This window comes from Variovorax durovernensis (assembly GCF_977011995.1).
In genome coordinates, this window is record NZ_CDRNCW010000001.1 from 337,332 (window position 1) to 358,424 (window position 21,093).

Here is a 21,093-nt window from a genome sequence, read left to right on the forward strand (position 1 = left end):
CTCTATGAACGGTGTGAACGACATGGCCGTCGGCGCGGGAGGCTTCGTGCCGCCGAATCCAGGTGGCGGCGGAGTTGCAGACGCGGGCGGCATGCCCGCGGCGCAGCGCGGAATGGGCGCGCAGCCCGAGTCCTTCACCGCATGGCATGACGCGCGTCGTCCGCATGCGGGTGATACGGCGCTCGCGGGCAACAACCCGCTGGTGGCGGCGGCCAATCCGCTGCTCGACCTGATCCCGCAGATCCGCGCGACCGGCCATCACCCTGCGCCGGCGCAATTGCGCGAGCACCTGGTCGACGAAGTGCGTCGCTTCGAGACACGCGCGCAGCAGGCGGGCATCGCGCCCGAGGTGATCATCGGCGCGCGCTACTGCCTGTGCACGGCGGTGGACGAGGCCGCCGCGCTCACGCCGTGGGGCGGCAGCATCTGGTCGTCGCAGAGCCTGCTGGTGATGTTCCACAACGAGACCTGGGGCGGCGAGAAATTCTTCCAGCTGCTGTCGCGGCTGGTGCAGAACCCGCAGCAGCACCTGCACCTGATCGAGCTCATCTACTTCTGCCTGGCGCTGGGTTTCGAGGGACGCTTCCGCGTCATCGACAACGGTCGCTCGCAGCTCGAGACGCTCAAGCAGCGGCTGCTGCAGATCATCCGGCAGACGCGCGGCGAAATCGCGGTGCCGCTGTCGCCGCACTGGCAGGACGCGAGCGCGCCGGTGCGCCGCACGCGCAACTGGCTGCCGGTCTGGGCCGTGGGCGCGGTGGCGGCGGTGTTGCTGCTCGTCGCGTTCGCGCTGCTCACGTTCAACCTGGCGGGCACTTCCGATGGCGCCTTCGCGGCCGTCAATGCAGTGCGGCTGCCGCAGACCGCGCGCGCCGTGGTCATGCCCGCGCCCACGCCACGCCTGCAGCGCTTCCTGGAACCCGAAATCCGCGACGGCCTGCTGACCGTGCGCGACGAGGCCGACCGCAGCGTGGTGGTGCTGCGCGGCGACGGCCTGTTCGCATCGGGCTCCGACCGTGTGCTCGACCGCTACGCCCCGGTGCTCGCGCGCGTGGCCGATGCGCTCAATGCCGTCGAAGGCAACGTGCTGGTCAGCGGCTTCAGCGACGACCAGCCGATCCGCAGCGTGCGCTTTCCGTCCAACTGGCAACTCTCGCAGGCCCGCGCCGACGCGGTGAAGAAGATGATCGCCACGCGCCTTGCACGGCCCGAGCGCCTGCGCGCCGAAGGCCGGGGTGACGCCGACCCCATCGCGCCCAACGACTCGCCGGCCAACCGCGCGCGCAACCGCCGCGTCGAGGTCACGTTGCTGGTGGCGCCGGTGGCCGGCGTGCCCGCGCCTGCACCACAACAGCCGGGAGGAGCCCGCTGATGCTGCGCGCCATCTTCCGTTTTCTCATCAGCCGCGATCTCTGGGTCTTCCTGGGGCTGATCGCGCTCGCGTTCCTGATCTGGATCATCGGCCCCGCGATCGCGGTGGGCCGCTACCGTCCGCTCGAGGACGAGATCGTGCGCATCGCCGTCATCGCGCTGATGTTCGTGGTCTGGCTCGCGCGGCTGGTTTACCGCAAGTGGCGCGAGCGCCGCCTCAATGCGCAGTTGCTGAACCAGCTGCGCACGCCTTCCAAGAAGGAGAAAGAGGCCAAGCCCGAGGACGCGCCCGAAATCAAGGAGCTGCAGAGCGGCTTCACCGACGCCACGGCCATCCTCAAGAACATGCGCTTCGGGCAGGGGGCAGACGGCAAGCCCGCGAGCCGCTTCTCGGTGTTCGACCGGCAGTACCTGTACCAGCTGCCCTGGTACATCTTCATCGGCGCGCCGGGCTCGGGCAAGACCACGGCGCTGGTCAACTCCGACCTCGACTTTCCGCTGGCCGACCAGCTCGGCAAGGCCGCGGTGCGTGGCATCGGTGGCACGCGCAACTGCGACTGGTGGTTCACCAACGAGGCGGTGCTCATCGACACCGCCGGGCGCTACACCACGCACGAGAGCAACCGCGAGACCGACGAGAGCGAGTGGAAGGGCTTCCTCGAGCTGCTGAAGAAGTTCCGCCCGCGCCAGCCCATCAACGGCGCGATCCTCACCATCAGCATCGCCGACCTGCCGCTGGCCGACGACGCACAGCGCGCGCGCCACGCAATGGCGCTGCGCAAGCGGCTGCTGGAGCTGCGCAACGACCTGGGCATCGACTTCCCGGTCTACGTGCTGGTCACCAAGACCGACCTGCTGGCGGGCTTCAACGAATACTTCGGCTCGCTGGGCCGCGCCGAGCGCCAGCAGGTGTGGGGCTTCACCTTCCCCATCGAAGGCAATGCCGCAAACAAGAGCGCGAAGGCCGGCAAGGGCGCGGCCCCGCTGAAAGGCGGCGACCTGCGCGAACGCTTCCACCAGGAATACAGGCTGCTGCACCAGCGCCTCGACGAACGCCTGCCCGAGCTGCTGGCCGCCGAGCCCGACCCGATGCGGCGCGCGCAGGCCTACCTGCTGCCGCAGCAGTTCGCGAGCTTCGAGGACATCCTCGGCACCTTCCTGGCCGACGTGTTCAATCCGTCGAAGTTCGAGGCCGCGTCGATGCTTCGCGGCGTTTACTTCACCAGCGGCACGCAGGAAGGCACGGCCTTCGACCGCGTGATGGGCGCTATCAAGCGCTACCTGCAGGTCAACGCGCCGCCCGCGCCGCCGCCGGGCCCGGGCAAGAGTTACTTCCTGAAGGAACTGCTGCAGCAGGTGATCTTCCGCGACGCGGGCGTGGCCGGCACCAACCTGCGCTGGTACCGGCGCAAGCGCGCCATCGACATCGCGGGCTACAGCCTGATCGGCGTGCTGCTGGTGGTGCTGCTGGGCGCATGCGTGAACAGCTGGCGCAACAACAAGGACTACGTGGCCGAGGTCGACGGCAATGCCAAGGCATTCAACAAGGCGGCGGCGCGCGGCGAGCTGCCGACGGTGGTCGATTCGGGCGGCGACATCGCGAGTTCGCTGCTGATCCTCGACCGGTTGCGCGACCTGCCGAAGTCGAGCCACTTCGACGTCGGCGATCCGCCGCTGTCATACCGCTTCGGCCTCTACCAGGGCGAGAAGCTGCAGGCCGCGACCGACGGCGTCTACCAGCGCGCGCTGGAAACCGTGCTGCTGCCGCAGGCCGCGCAGCGCGTGGAACAGTCGCTGCGCGAAGCCTCGAAGAACGACGCCGAATACAGCTACGAGGCGCTCAAGGCCTATCTCATGCTGTTCGACGCCGAGCGTTACGACGCCGATTTCCTGCAGGCCTGGCTGCTGAGCGACGTGGACCGCAAGATCGGCGCGTCGCTCACGCGCGAGCAGCGCACCAACCTCGAGTCGCACCTGAAGGCGCTGTTCGCGGGACGCGTGCTGACCTCGCCCTTCGCGAAGGACGAGCGCCTCGTCACCCAGACGCGCGAGCGCCTGGCCGGCGTGCCGCTGGCCCAGCGCTCCTATGCGCGGCTGCGGCGCATCCTGCTGCAGACCAGCCCGCCCAACGCCTTCACCATCGCGGAGGCGGGCGGTGCCGAATCGGCACTGGTGATCCGCCGCGCGAGCGGCAAGCCGCTGACCGACGGCATTCCCACGCTCTTCACCTACCGCGGCTACTGGGATATCTTCGACAAGCGCATGGCCGAGACCACGCTGTCGCTCGAGCAGGAAGACCGCTGGGTGCTGCAGATCCGCGCGCCGGGCATTGCCGACATCACCTCGCGCGAGCTGCTGCTGCGCGAAGTGCGCCGGCTCTATCTCACCGACTACATCCGGGTGTGGGATGAGTACCTCACCGACATCCGGCTGGCCGACAGCCGCTCGCTGCTGCAGAGCATCCAGATGACGCGTGTGCTCTCGACCTCGGAGTCGCCGATGTCGCGCATCATCCGTGGCGCGGCGCGCGAGACCGACCTGCTGCGCAACCACGACGAGGCAGCGCGCGGCCTGCTCGACCAGGCGCAGAACCGCGTGGCCAGCACGCGCGAGCGCATCGAGCAACTCATCGGCCAGCCCGATGGCAGCCAGCGCCGCAATGCGCAGGTGGACCGGCCCGAATCGCTGGTGGACAACCACTTCGAGCCGCTGCGCCGCATGGTGACCGCGCCCAAGCAGGGCGGGCAGGCCCCCATCGATGCGACCGCCGCGCTCATCAACGAGCTCTACACCTTCCTCACCGCCACCGACACCGCGCTGCGCAGCGGCAACATCCCGCCGTCGAGCGACGCCGTCACCAAGGTGCAGGCAGAAGCGGGACGCCTGCCGGTGCCATTCCAGGGCATGCTGAACGACCTGTCGGCCACCGCGTCGTCGAAGGCGGCGGCGGTGACGCGGCAGAACATCGGACAGAGCGCGGCGGCCAGCATCGGCTCGTTCTGCAACCAGGCCATCGCGGGGCGCTACCCGTTCACGCGCGGCTCGAACCGGGACGTGGCCTCGGGCGACTTCGCGCAGCTGTTCGCACCGGGCGGGATGATGGACGACTTCTTCCAGAAAAACCTCATCACCCAGGTCGACACCTCGGTCAACCCATGGGCCTTCAAGCGCGGCGTGGACGGCAGCGCAGCGGGGCGTTCGGCCTACCTCGATTCGTTCCAGAAGGCGCAGGCGATCCGCGACGTGTTCTTCTCGGGCATGGCGGGCGGGCGCACGCCGTCGTTCACGCTCGACATCCGGCCCGAGGACATGGACGCCGCTCTCACGCAGTTCACGCTCGACGTCGACGGCCAGACGGTGCGCTATGCACATGGCCCGCAGGCGCCCAGCACCGTCAAGTGGCCGGGACCGCGCAACAGCAACCAGGTGCGGCTGCAGGTGACCACGGCCAACGGCACGCCCGCCGGCGGCATCGTGACCGAGGGGCCGTGGGCGCTGCACCGCCTGTTCGACAAGGCATCGATCTCGTCGGGCAGCTCGCCCGAATCCTTCAACGCGACTTTTGACCTGCAAGGCAAGAAGGTGGTGCTGGCGGTAACGGCCAACAGCGTCTACAACCCGCTGCGGTTGCCGCAGATGAACAGCTTCTCGTGCCCCGGGAAATCATGAACACCCCCAGGCTTCGCGCACTTCGTGTCGCTTCTCCTGCCCCCTTGCAGGGGGCGGCAGCACCAGCGGCCCGGCAAAGCCGGCTCCGCGGTGTGCCTGGCATATGCCGCGATGTTGTCTGGGGGCATATCTAATGAACAGCAGCATTCCCCCGCAGGCCTGGGTGCCCGTCGACGAACAGATCGGCTGGTACGGCAAGCTGCCCGCCGCCGGCGACTTTCTCTACCGCCGCATGCCGCACGAACTGCAGGCCTGGTGGGACCGCTGGATGCAGAACGGCCTGGGCAGCTTCAAGCGCTGGCCCGACGCCATGACGCGGCACTACGCGGTGGCGCCGGTGTGGAACTTCGCGATACCCGCCACGCAGGGCGTCGACGCAGTGCAGTTCGGCTGCATCGCGCCGAGCTGCGACCGCGTGGGCCGCTACTACCCGGTGTGCGTCACGCTGCAGGTGGCCGCGCGCAACTACCGGCCGTCGGTGCTCGAAGGCTCGGCCGCGTGGTACTGGCAATGCGGCAGCGCGCTGCTGCAGGCCATCCGCCACGGCGTGGCGCCGGACCAGTTCGACGGCCAGGTGCTGGCCGCGGGCCGCGCCGGCTTCCAGACCGCGAGCGGCGGCTCGGACGACATTCTCTCGATCCTCGGGCCTACAGCGGGTGGCGCGAGCGCCCAGCAGCGGCTCGGCTGGCCGGAGCTTCCACTGTGCTTCGACCCGTCCGGCAGCACCAGCTACTGGTGGACCAACCAGGCCGACGGTTCGCCGTTGCGTACCGCGGCCCATGGTGGCGGGCTCAACACACCGCTGTTTTCCAAGTTGTTTTCGCAGGGGCATGTGCCATGGGCATGAAAAGCCGACATCCCGAGGGAGGAGAAGACGCATGAGCACCACGCACGGCACCGCAGGCACTGCGGCCGACACGCCAACCGACGAACGCCCGCATCCGCTGGAGCTGGGCCACAGGCTCGATGAATTCGAACTGCTCGAGGTGATCGGCGAGGGCGGCTTCGGCATCGTCTACCGCGCGTACGACCATTCGCTGCAGCGCGAAGTGGCCATCAAGGAATACATGCCGTCGATGCTCGCGCGCCGCGTGGGCGACGACAGCGTGCTCGTGCGCTCCGAGCGCCTCACGGCCACCTTCCAGGCAGGGCTGCGCAGCTTCATCAACGAGGCACGCACCCTCGCGCAGTTCAGCCATCCCGCGCTGGTGCGCGTGCATCGCTTCTGGGAGGCCAACTCGACCGCCTACATGGCGATCCAGCTCTACAAGGGCCGCACCCTGCGGCGCCTCGCCGAAGACGAGCCCGGCCGCATCAACGAGGCCTGGCTGCTCGGCATGCTGGGGCCGCTGCTGGGCGCGCTCGAGACGCTGCACCGCAGCCAGTGCTTCCACCGCGACATCGCGCCCGACAACATCTTCATCCAGCCCGATGACCTGCCGGTGCTGCTCGACTTCGGCGCGGCGCGCAAGTCGATCGCCGACCTGGTCGACGAGGTGGCGGTGATGGTGAAGTCGGGGTACTCGCCCATCGAGCAGTACGCCGACGACAACACCCTGCTGCAGGGCCCCTGGACCGACCTGTACGCGCTGGGCGCCGTGCTCTACCGTGCCGTGACGGGCCATCCGCCGCCCTCGGCCGTGGTGCGCAGCGTGCAGGACGCCTATGTGCCGCTGTCTTCGATGGGCCGCGAAGACCTGAGCCCGGGCTTCTGCGCCGCCGTCGACCACACGCTGGCCGTGCACAGCAAGGACCGCACGCAGACCGTGGCTGCCTTCGCCGCGGAGCTGGGGCTGGTGAAGTTGGGCGACATCTATGTGAGCGGCCTGGGCGTGCCGGCGGTGATCATTCCCGCGGCGCCCGTGTCGGCGACGCCGCCGCCGCCGCCGCTGGTGCCGCAGCAGTTCTCGCCGATGTCGGCGCCGGTGCCGCTGGAGCCCGTGCCGGTGGCTGCCGTGGAGACGCCGGTCCCGGCCCCCGCCGTGAAGAAGACGAAGACGCAGAATGCAGCGTCGTCGCGCCGTCCACCCTGGGTCATGGTGGGTGTGCTGTTCGTCGCGCTCGTGGCCGTGGGTGGCTGGATCGGCCTGCGCCTGACGTCGGGCATGAAGCAGCAGACCTCGACCGCGATGGTGCCGGTGCCGCCACCGGCTGGGCCGATGTCGAGCAACACGTCGCCGCCTGCTGTGATGCCGCCGCCGGCCACGGATGCGGGTGCTGCGCCGGGTGTGCCGGCAACCACGCCGCCCGTCACCGATGCTGGCCCGACGACGGCCCCTGCCACTGTTGGCGGCGGTACCAGTACGCCGGTCGCCGGTGCGCCGGCTGTAGCCCCTGCAACGCCGGCCGGCGCACCGCTGACGCCGATCGAGAACGTGCCGGTCAATCCGCCGACCACGACGCCAGCCGATTCAGCGCTCGCGACCGCCGAGGCGGAAGACTGGAGCCTGGCCCAGGCCGAGAACACGCGCGAAGGCTACGAAGCTTACCTGCGCCGCTACCGCCGCGGGCTGCACGCCCGCGACGCACGCAACGCCATCGCCGAGCTGAACCGGCTGTCGCCACCCGCGGTGCCGGTCGCACCCGACGCGACCGCCGCCGCGCCGGGCATGGGCCGCGTGGTGCTCAACATCCGCCCGTGGGGTCAGGTATTCGTCGACGGCGCCGACCGCGGCGTGAGCCCGCCGCTCAAGTCGCTGCCGCTGCGGCCTGGCATCTACAACATCGAGGTGCGCAATGGCGAGCTCGAGGTGTATCGGCAACGGGTGACTGTGCAGGACAGCAAGTCGGCGCCTGTGGTGAGTCACGAGTTCAAGTAGGAGGCTGCAGCGGCGTCTGGATTCTTCAGGCGCTGTCCCGCAGCGCCCGCCGATACTGCACCGCCTCAGCCAGATGCTCCACCTGCACCGCCTCCACCGACCCCAGGTCCGCGATCGTGCGCGCCACCTTCAGTGCGCGGTGCGTGCTGCGCGCTGACCATCCCAGCTTGGCCGCCGCGTTGAACATGAATCTGCGCGCCGCATCGTCGAGCCCGGCGTGTTTGTCGATCGCGCTGCCCTGCAGCGACTGGTTGGCATAGCCCTGGCGCTGCATCGCGCGTTCGCGCGCGGCGATCACCCGGCCGCGGATGCTCTCCGTCGATTCGCCGGGAGGCGCATCGAGCAGTTGCTGCGCCGACACCGCGGGCACCTCGATGTGGAGGTCGATGCGGTCCAGCAGCGGGCCGCTGAGCTTCCCTTGGTAACGCGAGATCTGGTCGGGCGTGCAGCGGCAGGCCTTCGACGCGGAACCCAGGTAGCCGCAAGGGCAGGGGTTCATCGCGGCGATCAGTTGAAATTTCGCCGGGAATTCGGCACTCCGCGCTGCGCGTGCAATAGTGATGGTGCCGGTCTCCAGCGGTTCGCGCAGCGCCTCCAGCGCCGAGCGTGCGAATTCCGGGAACTCATCGACGCACCGCTTAGTTATACCAGTGACATGACAGATGGCTGAGACCCCGAGGTATTCGGTCTGCGCCTTCGAAGATCTACGTAAAACAGGAGGGGGTGCAGGGGGAGGACGAGGGCCTGTGGATAACTTCCCGCTGAGCATCTCGAGGTTGTCGTCGCCTCCTAATCACCGTGAGTGAGAGACCACAGGCGAAATCAGAAGCGAAACGTCAACGTCCAAGGCGTATGCAAGGCGCTCAAGGTTGTCGATGGAGATATTCCTCTCCTCCCTCTCAACGGCCCCTACAAATGTCCGATGAAGCCCCGCAGCCTCGGCGAGCTGCTCCTGAGAGATGCGGCGTTCCGCGCGGATAACGCGCAGACGGAAGGCTACCCGTTGCCTTGCACTGTGTGTTCTTGGTTGAGGTTGGCCCATCCACCAAGAATTCCCTGTCTAGTGTTTTTTATCGACAGCGCTAAGATGGTAATTTGATGCGTTTAAGTAGCAAAATGGTTTTCTGAGTCGTAGTACACAGCGTTCGTATAGCTTGTTGAATTGCTTGAGCACAAGAGTGGCAAGGTATTCGAGATCAGGCTTCACCTTCGACTGCAACATGTAGGGTTCACTTTTATGTTCATGACGATGGATTCGCACGAGGTAAGGATCTCCTCCATGCTGGCAGGGCCTGGTGCGAGGTGCTGGAGAGCAGTCCAGTTGAACTTGAGCATTCCTGCGTTCTTCCCGACCTGGGTGGTGCAAGAAGACGACCTTGAGATCTCAGAGCGTGCCCTGTTGATCTACGAAAGTGACTTCCTCAATCTCTTCGAGAGCGTGGGGCCGCAATCGCTGCGACACGTTCAGTATCTGGCGCCGATGGAGAGCGATCCTGATCGTTGGGAAATTCGAGACATCCGAAAGATCTGGTCAGCGACCAACGCCGACGCCGCTCAAGTCGAACATCTGGTCCTCGAAGATGAGCGCGGAGCCCAGTTCACACACTACGACATCCGCACTCCGTTCAGCATTCAGCGCCAGATCTGGCCGGTCAACTGAACATGGAAATCCCGCTCCTCCTGGCGCTCGCCTTCGTCTTGGCTCTCTTCTACTGGGCCTGGATCGCATCTCCTCGTTCGATCCAGACAGGACGTGAACAGCTACTCCGGGAACTAGGCCAGGTATCGGGCGCAAGCTTATTCCCGGTCGATCCTCGCCGCATGCTGGGCGATTGGGGCGGGAACCTGCATCCTGTTCGATCCGGATGCCCGGAAGGCCTGCATCGTCAGTCGCGGAAGGACTGCCCGGACAGTTGACCTCGATTACTTCAAGACTTGGCAGCTCTTATGGACCGAATATCCGCAAACCCGATGTTTCGCTTTCAGCACGTGCACTTCCTCTTCGAGACCAGTGACTTCGATCGCCCGACGATCCGCGTTGCCGTGCCATCTAAGTCCGATGGCGAGGCATGGAACGCCAAGCTCTCGATCCTGATGGCCTGAATACGCTGCTGGAAAAATGGGCCTACCGACGTGAAGCTGCTCATCCTTTCGGACCTGCACCTCGAGTTCGGTAGCTTTCTCGTCCCGCAGGTCGATTGCGACGTCGTGATCCTTGCCGGGGATCTCTCCGTGCCCGGCTCCAAGGCCATGCGCTGGGCCCGGCAGGCAGAGAATTTTGGGGAGACAGTCCCCATCGTCTTCGTGCCCGGCAACCATGGGTTCTATCAAGGTGTTCTGCAGACCACGCTCAAGGAAATGGCGCTCACCGCGAGGTCGTGCAACGTGCATCTTCTCGCGCCCGGCGAAGCCGTGATCGCCGGCGTCCGGTTTCTGGGCTGCACGCTGTGGACCAATTTCGAGCTGTCGATCCAGACCAAGGCAGGGTCTCTCGTCGACGTCGAGCGGGCCACGAAGGCGGCCAAGGTCCATCTCAACGACTACTCATCGATCCGGTGGGCCGAAGCGCCGGGGTGTTCCGATGCGCCAGCGGTAGCCGCCAAGTCAACAAAGCGCCGTCTGGTACCCGAAGACACGCGGGCGCTTAACCAGAGTGACCACGCCTGGCTGGCCCGGAAGCTGGCCGAGCCCTTCGACGGGTCAACGGTGGTTGTGACCCACCACGCCCCGCATCGAAACTCTCTCGCGCGGCACTATCAGTCCGACTGGCTGTCCGCATCTTTTGTGAGCGAGCTCCCAAGCTCCTTCTTCGAAGTGCCCTCACTCTGGGTGCACGGCCACATCCACGAGAGCTTCGACTATCAGGTCGGGAACTGCCGGGTGGTGTGTAATCCCCATGGGTACTTGCAGCATGGCCGCGGCCTGGAGAACAAGCGGTTCAACCCCGAGCTCGTGGTCGAGCTATGAGCGACATCCAATCATCTACCCACACGATCCAGCAAGTGCTGGCTGCCGCGACTGCGGTCTCGGGCGGGGACCTCGAGGCGGCCACCCTCTGGTACAGGAACGAGCCACTCGCGCTGTTTGATTACAGGACCGCCGAGTCGCTGGTAGCCGAAGGGCGAGCTGCCGATGTGCTCAATCTCCTTGAGTCCTTCCAGGCCGGGTTTGTTGGATGATGAAGCCCTGTACTGGCCGTCTACCCATGGCAGAAGCGACGCTGCCCCATGATGCCTTTGGCGGCACGGGTGATTCCAGCGATTTGCTGTTCCTGGACATCGATGGTGTTCTCCATCCTGTCGGCGTGGGCTACTCGTTCAGCAGCAGGTTTTTCAGCCATTTGCCGCGGCTGGAAGTGCTTCTTCGAGAGTTCGAGTCTGTCGACGTCATCATCTCGTCGGATTGGCGGCTGGCCGAGAGCATCGAGCAGCTGCAGCGCTATTTCAGCGCCGACATCCGGTACCGAATCATCGGCGCGACGCCGCAGATTGACCCCGGTGTGGCCGTCCACCACCGGCGTCAGTTGGAGATCCAAGCCTGGCTCGAAGGGAATAGCCGCCGTGACGCAGAGTGGGTTGCACTTGACGATTGGCCCTCAAGCTTCGAAGCGGGCTTCGCGCGGCTCGTGCTCACCGATCCCACGCGGGCGTTCGATCAAGACAGCTTCCAGGAGCTGCGCTCGCACTTCCTGCGGTTCGCGGCTGGGTGATGAACCGCCATTCGGTACATGAAATGAACCCGCCCATCTCGTCGGACCTCCATGCGCGATCCGAGCACAACCAGTCGAAGCCCAAGCTCATGTTCTTCGGCGACCCGCATGGCGATCTCGATCCGGTCATCGCCGCGGTCGAGCGTTTTCAGCCTAATGCGATCGTGCTGCTGGGTGACATCCAGGCGCGCCGGCCTCTGCACCTCGAGCTGAGGTCGATCCTGGATCTCACCGAGATCTGGTTCATCCACGGGAACCACGACACGGACTCCGACGCCGACTACGACAACCTTTGGGGATCGGAGCTCGCCTCCTGCAACCTGCACGGGCGGGTCGTCAAGATCGCGGGGTTCAAGGTCGCGGGCCTGGGCGGTATCTTCCGCAGCAAGATCTGGGATCCTCGGCGGCCCATCGAAGAGGCGGCGTTCCAGTCGAGCGAGGCCATGCGCCGCACCATGAAGCGCGAGGAACGGTGGCGCGACGGCATCTCCCGAAAGCACCGGTCCTCCATCTTCCCGGATGAGTACCAGCGGTTGCTGCGAAGCGGACCCGCCGACATCCTGGTGACGCACGAGGCGCCGTCGGCTCACCCGCACGGCTGGCAGGTGATTGACGAGCTCGCCGAGAAGCTAGGCGTCCAGTTGGTGGTTCACGGACACCACCACCGGTGCATCGACTATGTCGGCGAGGGCTTGATGACCACCGCGGCGCCGTTCAGGGCCTTCGGCGTCGACATGGGCTCGCACCTGGCGTGGCCGCGGAGCACCCAGGAAGAGGCTGGGTTGGAAAGCCCGCCACAAGACTTACTGAATCTCGCGACCCAAGTGTTCGGCGGAGCAACCGAAGCCTGGTTGAACAAGCCGCACGAACTTCTCGATGGTCAAACGCCGGCGGCGTTCGCGGCCGGGGGTGGCTCTGACAAGGTGCAATCGATGCTCAACGCCATTCAACACGGCGGTGTCGTATGAGGGCCGATGGATGTGGGCCAGGAGATTCAGGGTGATCCTGTTCCTAGATTTCGACGGCGTGCTGCATCCGGAGGGGGAAGATCACATCCTCAACGGCGACATCGACTTCTGCTTCCTGCCACGCCTGGAGGCGTTGCTGCGCGAGTTCCCACACGTGAAGATCGTCATCAGTTCATCCTGGCGCGAGCAGTTTCTCTACAAGACCTTGCTGAAGCCGTTCTCCAGCGACATTCGGGCCCGCATTCTCGGAGCCACGCCGCATTCGGGCTTTGGTCTTCCGCCGCCGTACGGGAAGCGCGAAGGAGAAATCCTTGCTTGGCTACAGATCCACGATGCAGTAGATGAGCCATGGGTCGCACTCGACGATGCCTATTGGCAGTTCAATCACTACAAGGACCATCTGGTGGTGTGCGGCTCGTTCACCGGCTTCGACGACAAGGCCGGTGCCGAGCTTCGTGCGCGCTTTGAAGGGGCATCCCAATGAAAGTACTGGTTCTTTCCGACCTTCACCTCGAGTTCGCCCCATTCGAGCCGGTGCCGGATCTTAAGTTCGATGTCGTCGTCCTCGCGGGCGACATTCATTCGCCGGCCAAGCGCGCCGTCCAGTGGGCGGCGGATCGCTTTCGCGGCAAGCTGGTGATCTATCTGCTTGGAAACCACGAGTACTACGACGGACGGTTGGACACGACACTGGCCGAGGCGCGCCGCGAAGCCGAAGGAAGCAATGTCCATCTGCTCGACGGTGACGAGCTGGTGATCGACGGGGTACGCTTTCTCGGTGCGACGCTGTGGACCGACTTTGCGCTCGCCATCGAGACGCCTGAAGGTCCGGTCAGCGATGTCGGGCGCGCCATGAAGATGGCAACCAATCTGCTGAACGACTACGCGCTGATCCGCACGATTGACGAGTCAGCTGAGCCCGATACCTGGCGCTACAGGCAAGGAAGAAAGCTCCAGGCGGCGGACACATTTCGGCTTCATCAGGCGCAGCGCGCCTGGTTGCGCGAGAAGCTTTCGGAAACGTTTCCCGGACCGACGGTGGTCGTGACGCACCACGCACCTCATCGTGGTTCGCTCGCGCAGCGCTACGCCGGTGATTGGGCTTCAGGCGCGTTCGTTAACGAGCTTCCGGATGCCTTCTTCAATGTGCCCATACTCTGGGTGCATGGGCATACGCATCAGCAGTTCGACTATCGAGTCCGTTCTTGCCGAGTCGTGAGCAATCCGCGCGGCTACGTGAACTGGAGCGGTAGGATTGAAAACAAGGCGTTCGAACCTGGGCTGGTGATCGAGATCTGACTCAAGACGCGAATTTTTGTGTGCAGCAGAAGCTGCAAACAGCTCGTGTTCTGCGTGACATGTATCGCTCCATGGAGCAAGATTTGCTCGTGCGAGTGCGTGCCATCAACCTCTTGCGTCCACATCGTCTCTCGAACCTCAATCGTGAGGCTCTATCCGGTGCGTCGAATGGGGTAAGAACTTGCACTCCGCCCTTCGAAATCTCATCCTTGCCCAATACACATGACAGTCCTAGGACCCCCTGTTTCCGCGAATCAAGGAAAGCTTGCGTGCGAGTCCTGCATTCACTACAGGTCGCTGTTCGTGCAAGCGGCAGCGTCGGCGCATTCCATCTGCACATATTGCGGCAAAAGAGTGAGTTCGTTCGCGTTCGTTAATGCGCTTGCGTCAGTTGTCGTTACGCGACTGCAAGAGCTCCGTGATACCTCGACTCCCGCATCTCGCATATACCGTCAACCGCGTCCAGTGGGTGAGGTGGTTCGGAAAAACCTAGAAGCCGCAAACGCCGGCATGGTCAATGACTTGATTGCAGCTGTTGCAAGAGCCGAGGTTGGGTTTGCACTGGCGCCGGACGAGAAGCACCTGTGGATCTGCGATCGAGAAGACCATGAAGCAGAAGATCAAGCATGGGTGCAATTCCAGACAATGCTTCGCTCCGGGAGCAGGTATTTCAACGACGAGGCTCTCAATTTTCTGAATGACCTGTTCGCTGTATTGGGGAAGCTCTCCGCGGGGGGGCTTGTGAAGGAAGTCAAGCCCCAAACCGTGCTCGAGGTTGGTAGGCGCCTCTATCGGGCGAGGCGTGCGAACAGTCAGGAAGAGTTCCTGCCAATAGTGCACGACCTTGCTCGGCAACTTCACGCGCCACCTCCGAACAGAACACCCGCAAATCGCATGAACGCTGAGCGGAGCCCTGCGTTTTATGCCGCTCTAGATTTTGAAACGGCAGTTGCGGAGACAAGGCCCTCAATCGGAAGCCGAGTAGTAGTCGGGGAGTTCCAGGTCACGCGCGCACTCAAGGTGGTCGACTTCAGAGTGCTCTCCCGAAGCAAGGGCGCATGGTTCAGCATTTGGGAGCCAAACTACCGAAAACGAGCCGTAATGCGCGGTCTTCTACGAAAGCTTCAAGAGCGGATTGCACGCCCGATTCCGGCGGGCGCGGAGCATGAGTATTTAGAGACGCAGGTCGTCGCCGATTATCTCTATTCGTGCGGCAAGTACGATGCAATATTGTTTGAATCGTCGCAAGCGAATGGTGGCACGAACGTGGTGATCTTCAATGGAGCATTGGGCAAATACTCTGATGATGCAAGGCTATACACCAATGCCCCAGTCCAGTATGTCGAGAACAGCGCCAAGGTGCACGAGATCGAATCGATGAAGATCACGCAGAGAATGAAACAAGCTCTGAGCTATTGAGATGATTGCCGGTGCGTGTCGCCAGACTTCATTTATGGCAAGAAAAGCGGCGAAGGATTGACCCTCAGAACTACCAATGCCAGTGAGTTGGAGGCCCTGCTCAGCGCCACATCCGGGGCAAAATCAACAAACGGGCGAATGCGTGCTCGCCAGCAACATACAAGTCCGTTAGGTGTTCCACGGTAGAACAGGAGTGCCATAGGCATGTGAGTAGTCGAGGTGAGCAGAGTCCAATCGACGCCCGTACATTTAGGAAGACTTCGAAGCGGGCGTCGCAGGTCTTGATGCGGTTGGTGTTTGGACGATGGCTGTTCCAAAGGAAATAACGTGAAGCAAGCCAAATAAAGCGACGTGACCCAAAACAAAATGCCAAAGCAAGAATCCCTAATTCAATTCCAAATTGTTGAGGCTATCAAACATTACTTCCGAAATGCGATGGCCGCTTCCAACATCGCCCCAGCCCGGGTGCATATTAGCCTTCCCTCTCCCGCTGCGCAGGCCAAAAATGCCGAGGAATTTGGACGAAAACCTTATGACATCGGATTCTACGTCGAGCGTACTGCGGTCCTATTTCTCGAAATAAAAGAGTTAGAAGTCCAAGGACCAATCAGTGGGAAATTCAGCGAATACAAGATCGATCAGCAAGATATGCTCGTAACAGTGTCTGACAACGGAGTTGATATCCGATATGCATATAACACTTGGGCATTTGATCGCAAGGTGTCGATTGACGAAGACCTAGTATTAGATCTGACCCACGTCCGTGAGGCCAGAAAAATGAAAAGTCCAGTTCAGTACCAACCCGTTCGGCCGGACGCAGAACCATTGCGGGATTATCTGGATGCCTTGTTGCAAGACCCACGCGGTGCGGCGAAACTCGTGAACCTGCTCGATGAAGACGTTTCGCATTTCGACTATCTGAACGGCATGCCGTTGATGATTTTGATGAATCTCGACGACGAACAAGCAGAGGTGGTCATAGCGCTTGATCCAAAACAATCACTACGAGTCATGAAAGAGCTGTTCACTCTGCCTGAGGTTGCCCCTGAAAAGTGGAGTTCTTAACCCTTGTTGAAAATACCGACAAGGAGTTCAGAGATGAGTGACAAGCAGGTGCGTGCGCAGTACACGCGAGAGTTCAAGCAGGAGGCTGTTCGGCAGGTCCGCTCGGGTCAGGCGATTGCGGTGGTGGCCAAGGTACTGGGCATCCCCAAAGCGAGCCTGGGCAACTGGGTGCGGCTGTCAGCCAAGGGAGAATTGGACGGTGCGGGCGGTGGTGACAAGAGCATCCAAGTCTCGCCCGAGCAGATGGAGATAGCCCGGTTGCGTGCAGAGAATGCTCGCCTTCGCATGGAGCGCGACATCGCAAAAAAAGCCGCGGCGTACTTCGCGCAGGACACGCTGCGAGGTACGCCTGGATTCACCAAATGAGAAAGCTGTACCCGGTGAATGTGTCCTGCGGGGTGCTGGAGGTCAGCGCCAGCGGGTACTTCAACTGGCTGCGCCGGCGTGATTCTGGCCACGGTAGACCTGCCAGGCGTCACAGCGACGAAGCCCTGCTGGCGTACATGCGCGCCATCCACGCCGAGGTGAAGGGGGAATACGGTTGGCCACGCATGCACAAGGAACTGCTGGCCCGGGGCATCCGAGTGGGCAAAGACCGGGTGCGCAAACTCATGCAGCAGCACGGCATCAGGGCCAAGACCAAACGCAAGTTCGTGGTGACCACCGATAGCCGCCACAGCCTGCCGGTGGCGCCCGACTTGGTACAGCGGCGCTTCAACCCCGAGGCGCCCAACCAGCTCTGGAGTGGCGATATCACCTACATCCAAACCGACGAGGGCTGGCTTTACCTGGCTGCGGTCATCGACCTGTTCAACCGTCAGGTGGTGGGTTGGAGCCTGCAGCCGCACATGCAGGCCAGCCTGGTCAAGGACGCGCTGGCCATGGCGTGGTGGCGCCGCAGGCCGCCTCCTGGGGTGATATTCCACAGCGACCGGGGCAGCCAGTATTGCAGCCATGAGTTCCAAGATGCCTTGAAGGGCTGGGGCATGCGTTCATCGATGAGCCGCAAAGGCAACTGCTGGGATAACGCACCGACCGAGAGCTTCTGGGGCCGGCTGAAAACAGCCAGCGTGCATGGGCACAAATTCGCTACCCGTGAGCAGGCCAGGCAGGCGGTGATGGACTGGATGGCCTTCTACAATCACCGCAGGCTGCATTCATCGCTGGACTACCTCAGCCCGATGCAGTACGAGCAGCGCTGGTACGAGGCACAGCGTAAAAAGGCCGCGTGAATCGTGGGTTAAGAGCTACACGAAACAGGGGCAAGGTCAGCCTAGTTGCGATAGGGCCGCCAAGAGCTCGCGCCGTCGAAGTTCGCGCAGGGGTTTGTGGAAATGAGAGGTGTGGTTGCACCTCATGGACAAGCTGGTGAAAGGCACGCTTTTGTCGCAATGGCCGCGGATCCGTCCATCGGTGTTAGCGCCAGTGCAATCGTGATCAGCGGCCTAGGGAAGATCTGATCAAGTCGTAAATTGGCGTGATGGCGAGCGCGCGTATTTGATTGTTGCGCTCACAGGCTCGTCTCGCCGAGCATCCCGTGCGTTCGAGAGGCCCTGCGGCCCTTCATGCCGTCTGCAGATGCACCTGTTCCAGCATCGCGATCAGTTTCTTCTTGGCCAGCCTAAGCTTGGCCTAGCTTAGGGAGAACTGGCCTTAGCCGATCTAGATTTCGTATGACCAGCTGCCGCTCGCCTTCTCGTGGGACCCCTAGGTGGTCAAAATTTAGTGTGCGAAGCGTGTAGAAAAGCATAGCCTGTCGACACTCCAGGGTCACGGCTCCATCTCTCATCCCATAGTCAATCTCTACGCCCTCACGCTGCGCTTGAGACAGGTCTGGGTGGGGCGCGAGCACGATCTGCACGAGGTTGTGCCATTCGTGGTCTAAGGCGACGTCGGTACTGGATGGTCGAGGATCTTCCAAAGCAAGGATTCGTCCCAGCACCAAGTCACGAAACCCACTACGCAGCTGGCAGTAGGCCCTCGTGTGCCAGCGCAGACCATCCGTACACATCGCGTGCGGGCTAATGTCTCGCCAGCGCGGCTCATCGCGGGCAATCGACTGATAGCACACGCGCACTGTTTGCGAGGCTTCAATGGCCGACAGCAGCGCGGAGAGGATGCTGCGGTCGACTGTCCGGTTGGGGACAAGCACCGACTCCGTCGGGGGGCGGCTGCCAATCAATGCTTGAGTTGGGTCCAGGATACCCCGGTTGATGGCCAGCAACTGCGCTAAGTACTGCTCGTGTTGATTTCCATCCAGAAGTGACCCACTTGGCCCGGTGATTTCCATCTAAATCTGACCCACGTGATAACCCTAACCTGCTGCTTTTAGCAGCAGGAGCACAGGAGTGATTGACGTGGCGACACTGAGTGTCATCAGGCGTTGGGCACTGCGAGAGCAACTGTCCATCCGAGAGATAGCCCGGCGCACGGGCTTGTCTCGCAACACCATCCGCAAGTACCTTCGCGAGGGCGAGGCGGCGCCCAGCTACGCGAAGCGCATCAGCCCGAGCAAGCTCGACGCGTTCGCCGAGAAGCTCGGCGGCTGGCTCAAGAGCGAGGCGTCTAAGTCACGCAAGCAGCGGCGCACGCTCAAGCAGATGCACGCCGATCTGGTGGCGCTGGGCTACCAGGGCTCCTACAACCGCGTGGCGGCCTTTGCACGAGCGTGGCATGCGCATCTCCACGAGGTCCAGCAGACGACCGGGCGCGGCACCTTCGTGCCTCTGGCCTTCGGTCCCGGCGAGGCATTCCAGTTCGACTGGAGCGAGGACTGGGCCGTCATCGCTGGTGAACGCACCAAGCTGCAGGTGGCGCACTTCAAGCTCAGCCACAGCCGTGCGTTCATCGTGCGCGCCTACCTGTTGCAGACCCACGAGATGCTGTTCGATGCGCACAACCGGGCCTTCGAGGTACTCGGGGGCGTGCCTCGGCGCGGCATCTACGACAACATGAAGACCGCCGTGGACAAGGTACGCCGCGGCAAGGAGCGCGACATCAACGCGCGCTTCAGCGCCATGGTCAGTCACTACCTGTTCGAGGCCGAGTTCTGCAACCCGGCCTCGGGCTGGGAGAAGGGCCAGGTCGAGAAGAACGTGCGTGATGCGCGCCACCGGTTGTGGCAACCTGTGCCGGCGTTCGCCACGCTGGCGCTGCTCAACGACTGGCTGGAGGACCGCTGCAAGGCGCTGTGGGGCGAGATCGTCCACGGCAAGCTGCCAGGGACCGTAGCCGATGTCTGGGCGCAGGAACGGCCACTACTGTTGCAGATCCCCAGACCCTTCGATGGTTTCGTGGAACACACCAAGCGCGTCTCGCCCACCTGCCTGGTGCACTTCGAGCGCAACCGTTACAGCGTTCCGGCCTCCTACGCGAACCGGCCAGTGAGCCTGCGCGTGTACGCCGAACGCCTCGTCGTGGCGGCCGAGGGCCAGATCGTGTGCGAGCACACGCGCATCATTGACCGTCGCCACGACACCGCAGGTCAGACCGTCTACGACTGGAGGCACTACCTGGCAGTGCTGCAACGCAAGCCAGGAGCGCTCAGGAACGGAGCGCCCTTCAGCGAGCTGCCGCAGGGCTTCCGGCGGCTGCAGGCCGCGCTGCTGAAGCAGCCAGGCGGAGACCGCGAGATGGTGGAGATCCTGGCGCTGGTGCTGCACCACGACGAGCAGGCAGTGCTGACCGCGGTCGAACTGGCGCTGGAAGCCGGCGTGGCCAGCAAGACTCATGTGCTGAATGTGCTGCACCGACTGCTCGATGCCAAGCCCATTGCGCCGGCGCCTGTCACGGCACCGCAGGCACTGCGCCTGATGAACGAGCCGAAGGCCGATGTGCTGCGCTACGACACGCTCCGGGGGCGTGCCAGCGCTGCTGGCGGCCTGCGCGGGCCGCTGAACTCCAAGTCGAGTAGCCAGGAGGTGCGCCATGCGACATGACCCTGCCAGCGGCGCCATCGTGATCATGCTGCGCGAACTCAAGATGCACGGCATGGCCCAGGCCGTCGCGGAGCTGGCCGAGCAGGGATCGCCGGCCTTCGAGGCGGCCCAACCGATGCTCTCGCAGTTGCTAAAGGCAGAGACAGCCGAGCGGGAGGTACGCTCGGTGGCCTACCAGTTGAAGCTCGCTCGCTTCCCAGCCTATCGCGATCTCGCTGGCTTCGACTTCGCCAACAGCGAGGTCAACGAGGCGCTGGTGCGTCAGCTACACCGATGCGAGTTCATGGACGATGCGCAGAACGTGGTGCTCGTGGGCGGTCCGGGCACCGGCAAGACCCACATCGCCACGGCGCTGGGCGTGCAGGCCATCGAGCACCAACACCGCCGGGTGCGCTTCTTCTCGACGGTAGAACTGGTCAACGCACTCGAGCAAGAGAAGGCCAGTGGCAATCCCGGCCACATCGCGCACCGACTGATGTACGCGGACATGGTGGTGCTCGATGAACTGGGCTACCTGCCGTTCAGCGCATCAGGTGGCGCGCTGTTGTTCCATCTGCTGTCCAAACTCTACGAACGCACGAGCGTGGTGATCACAACCAACTTGAGCTTCAGCGAGTGGGCCAGCGTCTTCGGCGACGCGAAGATGACGACGGCGTTGCTGGACCGGCTCACGCATCACTGCCATATTCTGGAGACCGGAAACGACAGCTTCCGCTTCAAGCACAGCTCGGCTCAACCCGTTCAAGCAGTCCAACCTAAAAAGGAGAAAGCCAAGAACTTATCCACACCGTGAGCCGGCTGGCTCGCAAAGAGGGTGGGTCAATATTCGATGGAAA

The 21,093-nt window shown here is 63.4% G+C and carries 19 protein-coding genes and 1 pseudogene; 17 read left to right on the forward strand and 3 right to left on the reverse strand.

Annotated elements, in window-relative coordinates; translation table 11 throughout:
- The first annotated feature begins 4 nt into the window (after positions 1-4).
- From ACWV14_RS01550 to ACWV14_RS01565, 4 genes are all read left to right on the forward strand, one after another.
- On the forward strand, positions 5-1,372 hold the full coding sequence (locus tag ACWV14_RS01550) for a DotU family type VI secretion system protein (RefSeq protein WP_454902084.1): 1,368 nt from the start codon (positions 5-7) through the stop codon (positions 1,370-1,372).
- Positions 1,372-5,040, forward strand: a complete 3,669-nt coding sequence (tssM, locus tag ACWV14_RS01555) for a type VI secretion system membrane subunit TssM (protein ID WP_454902086.1) — start codon at positions 1,372-1,374, stop codon at positions 5,038-5,040. Before ACWV14_RS01550 ends, tssM begins: the two co-directional genes overlap by 1 nt.
- Positions 5,041-5,173: 133 nt before the next feature.
- Positions 5,174-5,887 carry a type VI secretion system-associated protein TagF gene (tagF, locus tag ACWV14_RS01560; protein ID WP_454902088.1) on the forward strand — a complete coding sequence of 238 codons (714 nt, stop codon included), beginning with the start codon at positions 5,174-5,176 and terminating at the stop codon, positions 5,885-5,887.
- A 31-nt stretch (positions 5,888-5,918) separates the two neighbouring features.
- Positions 5,919-7,859, forward strand: coding sequence for a serine/threonine protein kinase (locus ACWV14_RS01565; RefSeq protein ID WP_454902090.1), 1,941 nt, complete (start codon positions 5,919-5,921; stop codon positions 7,857-7,859).
- 25 nt (positions 7,860-7,884) lie between these two features.
- Here ACWV14_RS01565 and ACWV14_RS01570 read toward each other — a convergent pair.
- Both ACWV14_RS01570 and ACWV14_RS01575 read right to left on the reverse strand, forming a co-directional pair.
- Positions 7,885-8,490: pseudogene (locus ACWV14_RS01570) on the reverse strand (ATP-binding protein); the annotation flags it as partial.
- A gap of 162 nt (positions 8,491-8,652) precedes the next feature.
- Entirely contained in the window at positions 8,653-8,901 is a 249-nt protein-coding gene (locus tag ACWV14_RS01575) for a helix-turn-helix domain-containing protein (RefSeq protein ID WP_454902092.1), read from the reverse strand.
- A gap of 279 nt (positions 8,902-9,180) precedes the next feature.
- On the opposite strand from ACWV14_RS01575, the gene ACWV14_RS01580 reads away from it, so the two are divergent.
- From ACWV14_RS01580 to ACWV14_RS01630, 11 genes are all read left to right on the forward strand, one after another.
- Positions 9,181-9,519 (forward strand): hypothetical protein, encoded by a 339-nt coding sequence (locus ACWV14_RS01580; RefSeq protein ID WP_454902094.1) that lies wholly within the window; start codon positions 9,181-9,183, stop codon positions 9,517-9,519.
- 311 nt (positions 9,520-9,830) lie between these two features.
- Positions 9,831-9,962 (forward strand): hypothetical protein, encoded by a 132-nt coding sequence (locus tag ACWV14_RS01585; RefSeq protein WP_454902096.1) that lies wholly within the window; start codon positions 9,831-9,833, stop codon positions 9,960-9,962.
- 30 nt (positions 9,963-9,992) lie between these two features.
- Entirely contained in the window at positions 9,993-10,826 is an 834-nt protein-coding gene (locus tag ACWV14_RS01590) for a metallophosphoesterase (protein ID WP_454902098.1), read from the forward strand.
- On the forward strand, positions 10,823-11,038 hold the full coding sequence (locus ACWV14_RS01595; protein ID WP_454902100.1) for a hypothetical protein: 216 nt from the start codon (positions 10,823-10,825) through the stop codon (positions 11,036-11,038). Before ACWV14_RS01590 ends, ACWV14_RS01595 begins: the two co-directional genes overlap by 4 nt.
- A gap of 26 nt (positions 11,039-11,064) precedes the next feature.
- Complete coding sequence (locus ACWV14_RS01600; RefSeq protein ID WP_454902102.1) at positions 11,065-11,568, forward strand: HAD domain-containing protein; 504 nt, start codon at positions 11,065-11,067, stop codon at positions 11,566-11,568.
- 23 nt (positions 11,569-11,591) lie between these two features.
- The gene (locus tag ACWV14_RS01605; protein ID WP_454902104.1) at positions 11,592-12,536 is read left to right on the forward strand and encodes a metallophosphoesterase; all 945 of its coding nucleotides are present in this window, start codon (positions 11,592-11,594) and stop codon (positions 12,534-12,536) included.
- 31 nt (positions 12,537-12,567) lie between these two features.
- Positions 12,568-13,020 (forward strand): HAD domain-containing protein, encoded by a 453-nt coding sequence (locus ACWV14_RS01610; protein WP_454902106.1) that lies wholly within the window; start codon positions 12,568-12,570, stop codon positions 13,018-13,020.
- A complete protein-coding gene (locus ACWV14_RS01615) occupies positions 13,017-13,835 on the forward strand; it encodes a metallophosphoesterase (RefSeq protein ID WP_454902108.1) in 819 nt (272 codons plus the stop codon). Before ACWV14_RS01610 ends, ACWV14_RS01615 begins: the two co-directional genes overlap by 4 nt.
- 510 nt (positions 13,836-14,345) lie before the next feature.
- A complete protein-coding gene (locus ACWV14_RS01620; RefSeq protein ID WP_454902110.1) occupies positions 14,346-15,254 on the forward strand; it encodes an RES family NAD+ phosphorylase in 909 nt (302 codons plus the stop codon).
- A 351-nt stretch (positions 15,255-15,605) separates the two neighbouring features.
- Positions 15,606-16,319 carry a hypothetical protein gene (locus ACWV14_RS01625; protein WP_455342631.1) on the forward strand — a complete coding sequence of 238 codons (714 nt, stop codon included), beginning with the start codon at positions 15,606-15,608 and terminating at the stop codon, positions 16,317-16,319.
- A 33-nt stretch (positions 16,320-16,352) separates the two neighbouring features.
- Positions 16,353-17,551 (forward strand): IS3 family transposase gene (locus ACWV14_RS01630; protein WP_454902123.1). Its coding sequence is split into 2 segments (ribosomal slippage): positions 16,353-16,620 and positions 16,620-17,551, totalling 1,200 coding nucleotides; the frame shifts between segments, so codons are not numbered across the junction.
- A gap of 389 nt (positions 17,552-17,940) precedes the next feature.
- Here ACWV14_RS01630 and ACWV14_RS01635 read toward each other — a convergent pair.
- Positions 17,941-18,609: a WYL domain-containing protein gene (locus ACWV14_RS01635; protein ID WP_454902114.1), complete on the reverse strand. Its 669-nt coding sequence runs from the start codon at positions 18,607-18,609 to the stop codon at positions 17,941-17,943.
- Between the two features lie 58 nt (positions 18,610-18,667).
- On the opposite strand from ACWV14_RS01635, the gene istA reads away from it, so the two are divergent.
- Positions 18,668-20,257, forward strand: coding sequence for an IS21 family transposase (istA, locus tag ACWV14_RS01640; protein WP_454901620.1), 1,590 nt, complete (start codon positions 18,668-18,670; stop codon positions 20,255-20,257).
- On the forward strand, positions 20,247-21,050 hold the full coding sequence (gene istB, locus ACWV14_RS01645) for an IS21-like element helper ATPase IstB (protein ID WP_454901618.1): 804 nt from the start codon (positions 20,247-20,249) through the stop codon (positions 21,048-21,050). The genes istA and istB overlap by 11 nt, the downstream gene beginning before the upstream one ends.
- The last annotated feature ends 43 nt before the right edge of the window (positions 21,051-21,093 follow it).